Annotated in this window: 13 protein-coding genes; 9 read left to right on the forward strand and 4 right to left on the reverse strand. The window is 26.9% G+C overall.

Annotated features, from left to right (window positions below; genetic code table 11):
* Positions 1 to 19 precede the first annotated feature (19 nt).
* Positions 20 to 646, forward strand: coding sequence for a SpaA isopeptide-forming pilin-related protein (locus tag ACH36K_RS07315; protein ID WP_411170283.1), 627 nt, complete (start codon positions 20 to 22; stop codon positions 644 to 646).
* 150 nt (positions 647 to 796) lie between these two features.
* A complete protein-coding gene (dut, locus tag ACH36K_RS07320; protein ID WP_411170284.1) occupies positions 797 to 1,237 on the forward strand; it encodes a dUTP diphosphatase in 441 nt (146 codons plus the stop codon).
* 48 nt (positions 1,238 to 1,285) lie between these two features.
* Here the strand turns inward: dut and ACH36K_RS07325 are convergent, their stop codons facing one another.
* Together ACH36K_RS07325 and ACH36K_RS07330 are read right to left on the reverse strand one after the other, a co-directional pair.
* Entirely contained in the window at positions 1,286 to 3,205 is a 1,920-nt protein-coding gene (locus ACH36K_RS07325; RefSeq protein WP_411170285.1) for an ABC-F family ATP-binding cassette domain-containing protein, read from the reverse strand.
* A gap of 194 nt (positions 3,206 to 3,399) precedes the next feature.
* Positions 3,400 to 4,617, reverse strand: coding sequence for a 6-phosphofructokinase (locus ACH36K_RS07330; protein ID WP_411170286.1), 1,218 nt, complete (start codon positions 4,615 to 4,617; stop codon positions 3,400 to 3,402).
* 189 nt (positions 4,618 to 4,806) lie between these two features.
* Between ACH36K_RS07330 and ACH36K_RS07335 the strand changes: the two genes are divergently transcribed.
* Both ACH36K_RS07335 and ACH36K_RS07340 read left to right on the forward strand, forming a co-directional pair.
* Entirely contained in the window at positions 4,807 to 5,361 is a 555-nt protein-coding gene (locus ACH36K_RS07335) for a manganese efflux pump MntP family protein (RefSeq protein WP_411170287.1), read from the forward strand.
* Between the two features lie 62 nt (positions 5,362 to 5,423).
* Entirely contained in the window at positions 5,424 to 5,834 is a 411-nt protein-coding gene (locus ACH36K_RS07340; protein WP_411170288.1) for a Fur family transcriptional regulator, read from the forward strand.
* Positions 5,835 to 5,880: 46 nt separating this feature from the next.
* Here the strand turns inward: ACH36K_RS07340 and ACH36K_RS07345 are convergent, their stop codons facing one another.
* Both ACH36K_RS07345 and ACH36K_RS07350 read right to left on the reverse strand, forming a co-directional pair.
* Entirely contained in the window at positions 5,881 to 6,678 is a 798-nt protein-coding gene (locus ACH36K_RS07345; protein WP_411170289.1) for a metal ABC transporter permease, read from the reverse strand.
* Positions 6,679 to 6,705: 27 nt separating this feature from the next.
* Positions 6,706 to 7,377: a metal ABC transporter ATP-binding protein gene (locus ACH36K_RS07350; RefSeq protein ID WP_411170290.1), complete on the reverse strand. Its 672-nt coding sequence runs from the start codon at positions 7,375 to 7,377 to the stop codon at positions 6,706 to 6,708.
* Positions 7,378 to 7,682: 305 nt separating this feature from the next.
* Here ACH36K_RS07350 and ACH36K_RS07355 point away from each other — a divergent pair, with 305 nt between their 5' ends.
* From ACH36K_RS07355 to gdhA, 5 genes are all read left to right on the forward strand, one after another.
* A complete protein-coding gene (locus ACH36K_RS07355; RefSeq protein ID WP_322379199.1) occupies positions 7,683 to 8,081 on the forward strand; it encodes a DUF6762 family protein in 399 nt (132 codons plus the stop codon).
* 31 nt (positions 8,082 to 8,112) lie between these two features.
* Complete coding sequence (gene pepF / locus ACH36K_RS07360; RefSeq protein WP_411170291.1) at positions 8,113 to 9,915, forward strand: oligoendopeptidase F; 1,803 nt, start codon at positions 8,113 to 8,115, stop codon at positions 9,913 to 9,915.
* Positions 9,916 to 9,993: 78 nt separating this feature from the next.
* A complete protein-coding gene (locus ACH36K_RS07365; protein WP_411170292.1) occupies positions 9,994 to 10,971 on the forward strand; it encodes a rhomboid family intramembrane serine protease in 978 nt (325 codons plus the stop codon).
* A gap of 210 nt (positions 10,972 to 11,181) precedes the next feature.
* Positions 11,182 to 11,826, forward strand: a complete 645-nt coding sequence (locus tag ACH36K_RS07370) for a hypothetical protein (protein ID WP_411170293.1) — start codon at positions 11,182 to 11,184, stop codon at positions 11,824 to 11,826.
* A gap of 181 nt (positions 11,827 to 12,007) precedes the next feature.
* On the forward strand, positions 12,008 to 13,354 hold the full coding sequence (gdhA, locus tag ACH36K_RS07375) for an NADP-specific glutamate dehydrogenase (protein WP_411170294.1): 1,347 nt from the start codon (positions 12,008 to 12,010) through the stop codon (positions 13,352 to 13,354).
* The last annotated feature ends 230 nt before the right edge of the window (positions 13,355 to 13,584 follow it).

The following is a 13,584-nucleotide window of genomic DNA, read 5'->3' on the forward strand; positions in this document are numbered from 1 at the left end:
TTATGCTTTGGAGGTATATATGAAAATAACAATAGATGATCAATATCATAGTGACGAAAATAATAATTACGAAGAGGATCAATATGCAGTAGATGAGAGTGGAAATTTAAATCTATTTATTAATGTTGATGGAGAGTTCGGAGATGAAGAACCTGTAGAGACTATTAATAAAGACAACATATGTAATAAGGAAGAAGAAAAGAAAGTAATAGAAAGTAATTTTAGTGAAAATATTTGGCATGATGAAAAATATTCAGAAAGATATAGTGATATTTACTCCGAAATAGAGAATGATTCTGATATTGGTTTTAATAGCTATAATCAAGTAGAAGAAAAAGGAACTATTGAGGTTATATCAAAGCTTGCTAGTAAAGATGGAGTAGATCTTAAAGGAGCAAGAATTAATTTATATTTATTAAATGGAGTATCGCCTAAATTATATGACTCAAAAATTACTGATGAAAAGGGAAAAGTTAGGTTTGATAGTTTAGAAAACGGCTGTTATAGAGTTATTTCCATAATTGATAGAAGGTTCTTTGAGAAGCCTGCCTATTATACGTGGAATGAGGTTACTATAGATAAGAATAATAAGTTTTCTAGTATATGTGTAATAAATAGAATAAAGATGGCTTATTATAGAAGATAGGATGAGAATTTGTTTAAGTATTTATACACCTATAAAAAGAGATAAATTAAAGATTAAATTTATCTCTTTTTATTTTAAATTTAATAAGTGTAGACATAAATAAGAATAACTTGTTACAATATAGATAATATTTTTAGGGGAGGAATACAAATGAATAAATTTAAACTAAAGGTCCAAAAAATACATAGTGAGGCTATAATACCTAATTATGCACATAAAGGTGATGCTGGATTAGATTTATATTCAGTAGAAGAAGTAAAAATAAATCCATCAGAAACGGCATTAATAAAAACAGGAATAAAGATAGAGCTGCCACCTCAAACAGAAGCACAGGTTAGACCAAGAAGTGGACTTGCTTTAAAGAATGGTATTACAGTTTTAAATACTCCAGGAACTATAGATGAAGGATATAGAGGTGAAATAGGAATTATATTAATAAACCATGGAAAAGAAATATTTGTGGTTGAAAAAGGCATGAAAATTGCACAAATGGTAGTTAAGCCTGTATGGTATGTTGAAGTTGATGAAGTAGAAGAGCTTAGTGAAACTGAAAGAGCAGAGGGCGGATTTGGCTCAACAGGAAAAAGATAATATAGAAATCTTATATAAAATAAAGGGACTGTCTTTAGGCAGTCCCTTTTAGTTATCAAAATCTTCCCAGTCCTCATATAATTGAGCGATTTTTTCTTCTAACTCTTTTATTTCTTTATTTACTCTTTCACTTTCAAATGGATTAGAATAAATTTCTTCAAGGCAAAGCTTCTCTTGAAGAGAAAGTAATTCATCTTCCCCTTTTGCTATATCATCTTCAATTTTTTTTATTTTAAGCTTTAAAGCCTTTTCCTCTTTTTCAATTTCTCTTTTTTTCTTTTTTTCATCTTTCAATTGAGTTTTAGTTTTTCCATTTGCTAATTCTTCTAAAATTTCAAATCTATTAGGATTAATTTTCTTTTCTTGATAATAGCTATAATTTCCTAAAAACTCTTTAATACCATCTTCATTAAGTTCAAGTATTCTACTAATTACTTTATTTAAGAAGTATCTATCATGAGATATAACCATTAATGTACCATCATAGCTTAAAAGAGCATCTTCAAGTGCTTCTCTTGACATTATATCAAGATGGTTTGTCGGTTCATCTAACAATAATAAATTTGATCTTGATAACATGAGCTTTAATAGATTAATTCTACACTTTTCTCCGCCACTAAGAGTATTTATTATTTTGAAAACATCATCACCAGTAAATAAGAATGATGCCAATGCACCTCTTAACTTGGAAGTAGTTAAATTAGGGAATTCATCCCATACCTCATCTAATATAGTTTTATCTAAATTTAAATCGGATTGTTCTTGATCATAATATCCAACATTTACATTTGTACCAAGAATAACCTTGCCATTATCAGGATCTAAGTTATCTAAGATTATTTTGAAAAGTGTTGTTTTGCCACGACCATTTTCTCCGATTAAAGCTACTTTTTCACCTCTTTTAATATCTAAATTAAGGTTTGAAAATAGTTTATTATCTCCGTAGCTTTTAGATAGATTCTCAATATGAAGAACATCATGACCACTTTTTACAGAAGTTTCAAATTTAATTTTAGAGGCTTCCTTTTCTTTATCAGGTTCATCTAGTTTTTCCATTTTATCTAAAGCCTTTTCTCTACTTTCAGCAGCTCTTATGCTTTTTTCTCTGTTAAAGCTTCTAAATTTTTCTATTATTGCTTCTTGTCTTTTTATTTCAGCTTGCTGAAGGTTATAGGCTTTAAGTTGAGCTTCATAATTTTTCTTTCTTTGATCAATGAATTTAGTGTAAGAAACATTATAGCAATTAACATGACCATTAATAACTTCAAAGGTATTGTTTGTAACAGCATCTAAGAAGAATCTATCATGTGATATAACTAAAACAGTTCCTTTATAATTTTTTAAATATTCTTCAAGCCATTCAATAGCTTCTAAGTCAAGATGATTAGTTGGTTCATCAAGTAAAATTATATCAGGATTCTTTAAAAGAAGCTTACAAAGTGCAACTCTAGTTTTTTGACCTCCGCTAAGGGTATTTATAGTTTTATAAAAGTCATCTTCTAAAAATCCTAGTCCTTTTAATACTCTTGAAATTTCACCTTTATATGTATAGCCGCCTTTATGAGAATATAAATCTTGAAGTGTAGTATAATCTTTTATAATTTTTTCATGATATGCTGCATTATTCTCATCATAAGGTTCACTCATCTTTATCTCTAGAGTATGTAGCCTATTCTCAATATCAATAATTTCTTTGAAAACTAAGTTCATTTCATCATATATAGTATTATTTAAGTCTAAATCAACATGTTGTGTTAAATAGCCGATAGTTCTATTTTTATCTATAAATATTTCACCAGAGTCTTGCGATATTTCCTTAGATATTATTTTAAATAAGGTGGATTTTCCTTCTCCATTACCTCCGATAATTCCAACTTTATCTCCTTCATTAATTGAAAATGTAATGTTTTTTAATACATCTCGTATTCCGTAACTTTTCGATATATCTTTGCAACTTAAAACTATCATTTTATCCTCCTAGTATTATCTTGTGATATTAAATCTATATAAAGTTTACTAAATTTCATAATTCCAATTTTATTATACTCTAAGGTATTAGGCTAAGCAAATTGCAAATTTATATTAAATTTGTACTTGATATAAAAGTTAATATTATTGAATATAAAAAAACAGGCAATATAGATTACCTGTTTTTCTTTAGTTTATTTACAAATTGTTTTGAATTTTGGTAAGTGATTATCTAAAACTAATGAAGGCGTTCCAGAAATAAGTGGTAAGAAGTATTCTAAAGCTTCTTCTTTTATATGATTTCCTTCATCATTAATTAATTCCTTAGGGAAGTATTTAACATTATTAGCTATTTTATCTGCGTCTACAAGAAAGTGAGATGATTTATAAGGAGAATTAGATTCTCTTTTTATTCCAACCATATATCCACTATTTCCATCAAGTGCAAATTTTAATGCTGAGTAACCAGCTTCAAAGGCTTCTTCTAAATCAATATCTGAAGCACAGTGAATTGCACATCTTTGCAATACACCTAGTTCTAAAGACTTAACTCTAGAGGTTATACCAGCTTGTATTATTAAGTTTTTAAGATAGGAGCCTACACCTCCAAGTTGAGCATGTCCAAACTTATCATGAGCTTGTTTTTCAACTTCAGTTATAAATTTTCCATCAGAATTTCGTAATCCTTCAGAAACTACTATGAAGACTTTATTTTTTTCTTTAAATTTTTTTCTAACATCTAAAAGAAATTGTTCTGTACTAAAAGCAACTTCAGGTAAATATATAAAATCTGCAACTGATTCTCCATTTAGTCTAGCTATACAAGAAGATGCAGCAAGCCAGCCTGTATCTCTACCCATTGTTTCTAGAATAAATATTCCGTTATTTATGTAAACTGATGAATCTAAATATGTTTCAAGTACTGTTGTAGAAATAAACTTTGCAGCGCTACCAAAGCCAGGAGTATGATCGGTGTACATTAAATCATTATCTATTGTCTTGGGAATACCTATAAATTTTATATCTATTCCAGTTTGTTTAGCATATTTACCTAGTTTAGCAATGGTATCCATTGAATCATTTCCACCCACATAAAAAAATGCTTCTATGTTATTTACTTTTAATATATCTAAAAGTTTGTCGTATTCTTCACTTGATTCTTCTAAGTTTTTCATTTTGTATCTACAAGAACCTAAACCAGAAGATGGTGTGTATCTGAATGCATTTATTTCATCCTCTGAGAAGGAAGATAATTCTATTATATTTCCATTTAATATTCCTTCAATTCCATTTAAACCTGCAAAAACTTTATCAAATGAACCTAAATCTTTATTTGCATGTAACAAACCTACCACACTAGAATTAATAACAGATGTTGGACCTCCAGATTGAGCAATTATACAATTCGCCATTAAGTTACTCTCCTTTATATAAAATTACAAAATATGATATACTTTTTAATATATTATATACTCTATTTAATAATATACAATAAAATTTGTCATATTAAAAGTACTTATTTAAAAAAAATAATACATAAATACTACACTTTATAATTATATATAAAGTATAATTATATAATTTGGAGAGGTTTCTATAATATGGAATTGAGAGAAGTGATTTTAATAGGTATAGCTTTAGCTATGGATGCACTTGGAGTTAGTATAACTTTAGGTATAAATCCTATATTAAAAAGAAGAAATAAAATAGGGTTTATAATTTCATTTGCATTTTTTCAATTTTTATTTATATTGTTAGGAGGAATAGGGGGAAAGTTTTTTGATACATATATTGTAGCCATTCCTCATATGATATGTGGAGTCGTAGTTGTATTAGTAGGGATAATAATGATATTAGAATACTTTAAGAAGGATAATAAAGATGATTATATTTTAATAAAGAAATCAATGTATATAATTTTAGGTATGTCAGTAAATATTGATGCTTTAGTAGTTGGATTTACAGCCTTTCATGAAGTTTACTCATTATTGTTATTAACTTATGCTATTTTAGTTGGATTAATATCTTTGATAATATGCACAACAGGATTTTTTATGTGTAGATATGCCAGAAAAGTTGATTTTATATGCAAATATTCAAATTTGTTAGGTGGATTAATACTATTAGCATTAGGATTTAAAATGATATTTTTTTAATATTTAATATGTAGAATATTAGTGATATAATTATATAAAAGTTAGAACGTTAGGAGAATAAAATGAGCTGGGAAATTTATTTGAAAGAAAATGGAATTAGGGTCACAGCAGGAAGAATTTCAATTTTAAATATAATAGAGTCTTCTGATAAGGGGCTTTCAGCAGAAAATATATATTGTGAATGTAAAAATCAAAATGAAAATTTAAATCTTAGTACTATATATAGGACATTAGAGTTGTTAGAAGAAAAGAATATAATAAAAAAGATAAATATAGACGGACCTGCAATATATATCCTTAAAAGAGAAAACCATAAACATACTTTAAAATGTGATGTATGTCATAAGTCTGTAGAAATACCATGTCCAATGGAAGAAATAGAAGAGGCTATAAAAGCTCAAGTTGGGTTTAGTCTAACTGAGCACAAATTAGAGCTTAATGGAATTTGTGATAAATGTAAAAAGGGTAAATAAAAAAAGTTTAGGTTTTAATAGTAAAGCCTAAACTTTTTTGTTTACATTATTTAAAGTTAAAAAATTTATTAATAATTATAACTATAATAAGAGTAAATACAGATGTAAGTGCAATTGTACCCCCTGGAGCACTATTTATATAATAAGATAGGAATAAACCCAGCATAATGTCAATCATTCCAAAAAGTATAGAGTATAATAATGTTGATTTAAAGCCTTTTTTTAACTGCATAGCAGTAGCTACTGGAACTACCATTATAGATGAAATAACAAGTATTCCCATTACTCGTATTGACATAGAAATTGTAGCACCTACTAAGATAGTAAAAATATAATTTATCAATTTTACTTTTATACCAGAGGTTTTTGCTCCTTCTTCATCAAAAGTTATATATATAAGTTTATTATAAAGAAAAATCAATGATAATAAGCATATTATTCCAACTGTTAGTATTAGTAGAATATCTTCTCTAGAAACTGTAAGGATACTTCCAAATAGAAAGGAATTTACCTTTGCAGAAGCTTTTCCACTACTTATTAAAATTATTGCAATTCCTAAACTAAAAGTTAATACTAATGACATTACAAGTTCAGCATATTTTTTGTAATAACCTCTTAGTAACTCTATAATTATTGCACAAAAAGTTGTAAACAAGAAAGCAGTTATTAAAGGATTTACCCCTATAACTAATCCTATAGCAACTCCAGCAAAGGAAGAGTGAGAAAGGGTATCACCAATCATGGAATAACGTCTAAGGACTAAAAAAAGTCCTATAAAAGGACAGAGTATTGATATTATAAAGCCAGCCATAAAGGCATTTTGCATAAAATCTAATTGAAACATAAAATCTACCTTTCTAATATAATAAACTTAAATAGCATCATTTAATTTTAAATTTTTATTTCTAAATTCTTTATATTCTTCAACTGTAAATAATGAAATTTCTCCACTATTAACTTTAAGTATATGAGTAGAATTATTTAAAGCAATATCTATATTATGTTCTATTGATATAATAGTTTTTTTATTAACTTCATTTAACTTTTTTAAAACACTATATATTTCAATTTGATTTGCTTCATCAACTCCAGTAGAAGGTTCATCAAGAATAATAATATCAGGATTTCCCATTAATGCTCTAGCTACAAGAACCCTTTGTTGTTGCCCCCCAGATAACATTCCTAATAATCTATTCTCATAATTGAGCATATTAACACTTTCAAGTATATTAGATATATCTATATCGCTATTTTTCAATGTCTTTTTATGACATGACAATACTTCTCTAACTGTAATTGGAAACTGAGAGTTAAAAGAATCTAGCCTTTGAGGTACATATCCAATTGAGTCTGTTTTTATTTCAATTAACCCAGATGTTGGTTTTAATAATCCAAGTATTAATTTAATAAGGGTTGTTTTACAGCTTCCATTTTCACCAACTATAGATAAATATATACCTTTAGGTATATTTAAATTTATATTATTAAGTAAGTATGGTGGTTTATTAGAATATGAAAAACATAAGTCTTTTATATTAATCATTTAAAAATCATCTCCTAAATATTCTAGACTTATTATATATGAAAATGCAAATAATTTGCAAGAATTACTTTTAAACATAAAAATTAAATTAATATTAAATTTGATTTTTGGCTCTTTTAGACATTTTCCTCTAACAAAGCCTAAATTTTTTCTTATTGGTATTCTTACCGAAATAAGGTATTTTGAAACATGCATGTAGAATAAATTACCACTAAATAAATACATATATTGCTTTATTCTATGGATAAAACATATAATATAGGTAAGTTACATAAAACTAAAGTAAATAGGTTGGAGGAATATATATGGATTTTTCAAGTTTAGTATTAATGGAAAAGGATAAGAAGACAGGGTTTATAACAAAGGAATTAGGCAGTTTTCAAGTTTCAGAAGGAGCTTTATACGTAAAAAAACTTTTTGTTTTAGATGGAATTGTAAATTTATATTTTGATACAAATAAAGATGTAGAAGAATGGGAATACTCAGCAATATATGATGTTTTTAATTATGATTCCTTTATAAAAGAAGAATTTGAAATAGAGGATCTTTTAGATGAATATAATCCTACTTTTTTAATAAAATTTAATTATGTAGATGATTACGAGCTTATAAAGGAAAGAATATCAAAATGTGTAGATTTAATAGAAGAGTCTATGGAAAATGCTTTTAAAGATATTGAAGGCAAGGAAGAAGAATATAATTAGAAAGGAGGGCCTAAGATATTAGGCAAAAATTATGAGTGAATCAAAGGTATTAAAAAAGAGAGAAGAAATAGAAGAAAAATATAAGTGGAAAGTTAATAAAATCTTTTCAAGTGATGAGGAATGGGAAGAGGCATTTGAAGAATTAAAAAAAGAATCGCCATCCCTTAAAAATTTCGAAGGTAAATTAAATAATGATGAAAATATTTTAGAGTACTTAGAAAAATATGTTGACTTAGGAATAAAAGCAGAAATTGTTTATGTTTATGCTCATTTAAAATCTGATGAAGATACATCTAATTCTAAATATCAGGCTATGATGAATAAGGTAGATTCTTATATGGCAGAATTTGCCTCATATACAGCTTATTTTGTTCCAGAAATATTATCATTGGATGATGAACTTATAAGAAATATAATAAATGGTAATGAAAAGTTAAAAATGTATAATTTTATGTTTGAGGATATTTTAAAAGAAAAGCCTCATATATTAAGTAAAGAACAAGAGGAATTATTAGCTTCAGTTTCAGATTGCTTAGATGCACCACATTCAATTCATAATATGTTAACTAATGCAGATATGAAGTTTGGAGATATAGTAGATGAAGATGGGGAGAAGGTTCAGTTAACTGAAGGAAATTATTCAGGCTTTATAAAAAGTAAGAATAGAAAAGTTAGAGAAGAAGCATTTAAAATATTATTTAATCAATATAAAGGCTTAGAAAATACATTTGCAACTACTTTAACAAGCTCTATAAAAAATTTCAATTTTAGTGCAAGGGTTAGAAAGTATAACTCAGCATTAGAAGCATCGTTAAAACCAAATGATATACCAGTAGAGGTTTATAAGAATTCTATAAAAACTATAGATGAAAATTTAAAATCTTTACATAGATATGTTGATTTAAAGAAGAAATTACTAGGATTAGAGGAAATGCACATGTATGATTTATATGTGCCAGTTATAGAAATACCAAAGGAACATATAGCGTTTAATAATGCTGTAGATATGGTTCTAGAAGGATTAAAACCATTAGGAGAAGAATATTTAAGCATATTTGAAAATGGTGTTAAAGATGGTTGGATAGATATATATCAAAATAAAGGAAAAAGAGGTGGAGCATACTCTTGGGGTGGATATAAAACAATGCCATATGTTTTATTAAACTATAATTATGAATTACATGATGTCTCAACTCTAGCTCATGAAATGGGCCACTCTATTCATTCTTACTATTCAAGAAAAGAGCAACCATATATTTATGCAGGGTATACATTATTTTGTGCAGAGGTAGCATCAACTACAAATGAAGCACTTCTTATCCATTATTTAATAAATAAGGAAACTGATAAAAAGAAAAAACTATACTTAATAAATCAAGAACTAGAGCAAATAAGAACAACGGTATTTAGACAATTAATGTTTGCAGAGTTTGAATTATATACTCATGAAAGCTTGGAAAGTGGAGTATCTTTAACTGCAGAAGACTATAATCAGAAGTGGCATGACTTAAATGTTAAGTATTTTGGACCAGGTATGATAGTAGATGAAGAAATTGATATTGAATGGGCTAGAATACCTCATTTTTATTCAGATTTCTATGTTTATCAATATGCAACTGGATATGCAGCTGCATCAGCATTTGCAAAATCAATATTAGAAGGAAAAGAAGAGGCTGTTCCAAAATATATTGAATTTTTAAAGAGTGGTGGAAGTGATTATCCAATAGAAATTTTAAAGAAAGCCGGAGTTGATATGACAACTTCCAAACCTTTAGAAGCAACTATAGATAGATTTAATGAACTTTTAGATATGCTAGAGAAGGAAATTAATTAATTATATATCTTATTTATATAAGCAATTGGTAAGTAGTTTTATCAATTGCTTATTAATTAGCTATAAGGGGGAATGAAGGTGGAGAAGTTTGAAAAAGTATTTTTTAACTTATTAACTAAAGAACTAAAATTTTTTATGAGGGATTATCACAGTGATTTTCATAATAAAAATAAATGGATAGGATTATTAGATTTAGAAGAAACAGTTGTTGCAGTTATAGTAGTAAAAGATTCTGATGAGGAAGTAGATTTAAATGAGGCAAGAGAATATCTATCAAAATCATTAGATAAGCCTTTTATTTTAAATTTAATAATATTAACTTCTAAAGATTATACAAATCATGAAGAAAGTAATTACAATAAATTAATCTTTTCTTTAAAAGAAAAAAAAGTATTATATTGCAGTGAGGGTGCTAAAGGATTTATACCTATAGTAGACTATATATCAAATATAGATAAAAAAAGAAAGATAAGTTTTAATGAATATAAAGTTACATACACTATTATTATTGTAAATATTTTATTGTTTTTAATTGAAGTTATTAAATCTAAACATTTAATTTATATAGATGATAATACTTTAAAAGAAATGGGTGCAAAAGTTAATGATTTAATTAATAGTGGGGAAGCCTATAGATTACTAACATCAGCATTTTTACATGGCGGAATAATTCATATTTTCTTTAATATGAGTGCACTGAATATAATAGGAAGAGAAGTTGAAGCTGTATATGGAAGTAAAAGATATATATTAATATACTTTATATCTGCTTTAGGTGGATCTGTATTCAGTTACTTGTTTAGTCCTAATATTCCATCCGTGGGAGCCTCAGGTGCGATATTTGGACTTTTAGGAGCAATGCTTATTTTGGGATTAAAGGAAAGAGACAAGATTGGAAAGCAATATGTAAAAAACATATTAGAAACAATATGTTTAAATGTTATTATAGGTATAACTATTCCTAATATAGATAATCTTGCACATTTAGGTGGATTAGTTATTGGAGCGTTAGCATCATTTATATTATTTAAAAAGAAGAATTTTATCGTTAGTTAACATTTAGTGAAGAATATTTATAAAATAAAAATAAGTTTGATAATTTGTTATAATTATTAATATTGACTGTGTCAGAGGAAATTGTTGATATGAAAGTCACTTCATTACTAATTCACTAGTTTAAGAATTTCTATTATATGTGATTATGCAACCATCATATCAACAAAAATATCTAACAGAGCTTTAATATTAAATTATAGGGGTGATGTCATGAAAAATAAAAAATATAATAATGAATTTATATTTGCAGTTATATTTACTATTATATTAATAATAACTGCTATATATTATTTTGTAGTAAGAGATGAAGAAAAACTTTTTAGGATAGGACTTACTTTTGTAACTATAGTAGGTGCATATTTATTGTATATAAGGAGCTTTCTTAAAGGTTCTAAAACTATATATTATATAAATATGACTTTTATATTTTTATCAATGTATTTAGCAAGTGTATGGAATTTTTACTCAATAACTAACTATGATAAATTCTTACATTTATTATCTGGATCTGTAATTGCTATAATTGGGTATGTGTTATTTTTATATTTAACTAATGAAAAATCAAGAAAAGATATTAATCCATTAGCTTCAGTTATATTTGTTATTTTATTTGCAACAGCAGTTGCAGGGGCTTGGGAAATATGGGAGTTTACAACAGATTCTTTATTTGGGCTCCATGCCCAAAATGGAAGTTTAAATGATACTATGTGGGATATAATTTGTGGAACTTCAGTAGGAGTTATAACAGCAATACCAATTTATATTCATAGTAAGGGAAAAAATATTAAAGTAATAGAATATATAATAAGAGATGTTGAGAAAAATAGAAAAAAAATTTTATGGGATAAATCTTAAGAGAAGAATTATTAGACGATTAATAACACTTTTAAAAATGTTTTCAAATTTTAAAAAAACATAAAATACACTATATAATTATTAAATTAATAATTAAATAGAATATTTAAGAAAAATATAGCAAAAAATACCATGATAATGTATGATATATATATTATTAGAGATGAAGGAGTTGGGGCACATGTTAGGAAGAGAATATGTAAATAAAGTTATAAATGAGGTTGAAAAAAGAAATTTTGGAGAAAAAGAATTTTTAGATGCTATAAAAGAAGTACTTAATTCTTTAGTGCCAGTATTCGAAAAACATCCAGAATATATAGAAGAAGGAATATTAGAAAGAATAGTTGAGCCAGAAAGACAAATATTTTTCAGAGTACCATGGGTTGATGATAATGGAAATGTTCAAGTTAATAGAGGATTTAGAATTCAATTTAACAGTGCAATAGGACCATACAAAGGAGGTCTTAGATTTCATCCATCTGTAAATCAAAGTATAATAAAGTTTTTAGGGTTTGAACAAATATTTAAAAATTCATTAACAGGCTTGCCAATAGGTGGAGGAAAAGGCGGTTCAGATTTTGATCCAAAAGGAAAGTCTGACCGTGAAGTTATGAGATTTTGCCAAAGTTTTATGGCAGAGTTATGTAAACATATAGGATTAGATACAGATGTTCCAGCTGGAGATATTGGAGTTGGAGCTAGAGAAATAGGATATATGTATGGATACTATAAGAAAATTAGGAATGCCAATGACCAAGGAGTATTGACTGGAAAAGGACTTACTTATGGAGGAAGTTTAACAAGAAAAGAAGCTACGGGATATGGATTAGTGTACTTTACTGAAGAAATGTTAAATGATAATAAATTAAGTTTTAAAGATAAAACTGTAGTTATATCAGGATCAGGAAATGTTGCTATATATGCTTGTGAAAAGGCAACAGATTTAGGAGCAAAAGTAGTTTCCTTAAGCGATTCAAATGGATATATATATGATGAAAATGGAATAAATTTAGATATAATTAAAAATATAAAAGAAGTAAAAAGAGGAAGAATTAAAGAATATTTAGATTACGTACCAAATGCTAAATACGTAGAAGGATTTAGAGGGATTTGGGAGATAAAATGTGATATAGCACTTCCTTGTGCAACTCAAGGAGAAATAGATAAAGAGTCAGCAGAAATATTAATTAAGAATGGAGTAAAAGTTGTATCTGAGGGAGCAAATATGCCAACAGATTTAGAAGCAATAGAATTATTCCAAAAATCTGGAGTTATGTTTGGACCAGCAAAGGCTGCAAATGCTGGCGGAGTTGCTTGTTCAGCTCTTGAAATGTCACAAAATAGTATGAGACTTTCTTGGAGCTTTGAAGAAGTAGATTCAAAGCTTAAAGATATAATGATAAATATTTATAAAAATTCTAAAAATGCAGCTGAAGAGTATGGTGAAGTTGGAAATATATTAATGGGTGCTAATATAGCTGGTTTTATAAAGGTTGCAGAAGCTATGTTAGCTCAAGGAATAGTATAAATCTCAAAAATAGCAACCCCTATTTTGAGTTTATTAATAGAAAGACCATTTAATTGCAGAGTTTTAACTTTGTAGTTAAATGGTTTTTTACTCTTTAGGAAATTATTACATAAGTATATTAATTATATATTTATTTATATAGGAGAAAATAATATATATGATTATTCAAGGTTTATGTAATATTAATTAAATTTTAAGATTTCTATACTTGATTTTTTATTGCTATTAGA

It is taken from the genome of Clostridium sp. MB05, assembly GCF_046581255.1.
Classification (GTDB): domain Bacteria; phylum Bacillota; class Clostridia; order Clostridiales; family Clostridiaceae; genus Clostridium.

What these genes read in the sequence shown, in the direction of transcription:
- ACH36K_RS07370 (WP_411170293.1), top strand. Translation starts at nt 11,182, where the DNA reads ATGAAAAATAAAAAATATAATAATGAATTTATATTTGCAGTTATATTT.
- ACH36K_RS07315 (WP_411170283.1), top strand. Translation starts at nt 20, where the DNA reads ATGAAAATAACAATAGATGATCAATATCATAGTGACGAAAATAATAAT.
- ACH36K_RS07355 (WP_322379199.1), top strand. Translation starts at nt 7,683, where the DNA reads ATGGATTTTTCAAGTTTAGTATTAATGGAAAAGGATAAGAAGACAGGG.
- dut (WP_411170284.1), top strand. Translation starts at nt 797, where the DNA reads ATGAATAAATTTAAACTAAAGGTCCAAAAAATACATAGTGAGGCTATA.
- ACH36K_RS07335 (WP_411170287.1), top strand. Translation starts at nt 4,807, where the DNA reads ATGGAATTGAGAGAAGTGATTTTAATAGGTATAGCTTTAGCTATGGAT.
- ACH36K_RS07330 (WP_411170286.1), bottom strand. Translation starts at nt 4,617, where the DNA reads ATGGCGAATTGTATAATTGCTCAATCTGGAGGTCCAACATCTGTTATT.
- ACH36K_RS07345 (WP_411170289.1), bottom strand. Translation starts at nt 6,678, where the DNA reads ATGTTTCAATTAGATTTTATGCAAAATGCCTTTATGGCTGGCTTTATA.
- ACH36K_RS07340 (WP_411170288.1), top strand. Translation starts at nt 5,424, where the DNA reads ATGAGCTGGGAAATTTATTTGAAAGAAAATGGAATTAGGGTCACAGCA.
- gdhA (WP_411170294.1), top strand. Translation starts at nt 12,008, where the DNA reads ATGTTAGGAAGAGAATATGTAAATAAAGTTATAAATGAGGTTGAAAAA.
- ACH36K_RS07350 (WP_411170290.1), bottom strand. Translation starts at nt 7,377, where the DNA reads ATGATTAATATAAAAGACTTATGTTTTTCATATTCTAATAAACCACCA.
- pepF (WP_411170291.1), top strand. Translation starts at nt 8,113, where the DNA reads ATGAGTGAATCAAAGGTATTAAAAAAGAGAGAAGAAATAGAAGAAAAA.
- ACH36K_RS07325 (WP_411170285.1), bottom strand. Translation starts at nt 3,205, where the DNA reads ATGATAGTTTTAAGTTGCAAAGATATATCGAAAAGTTACGGAATACGA.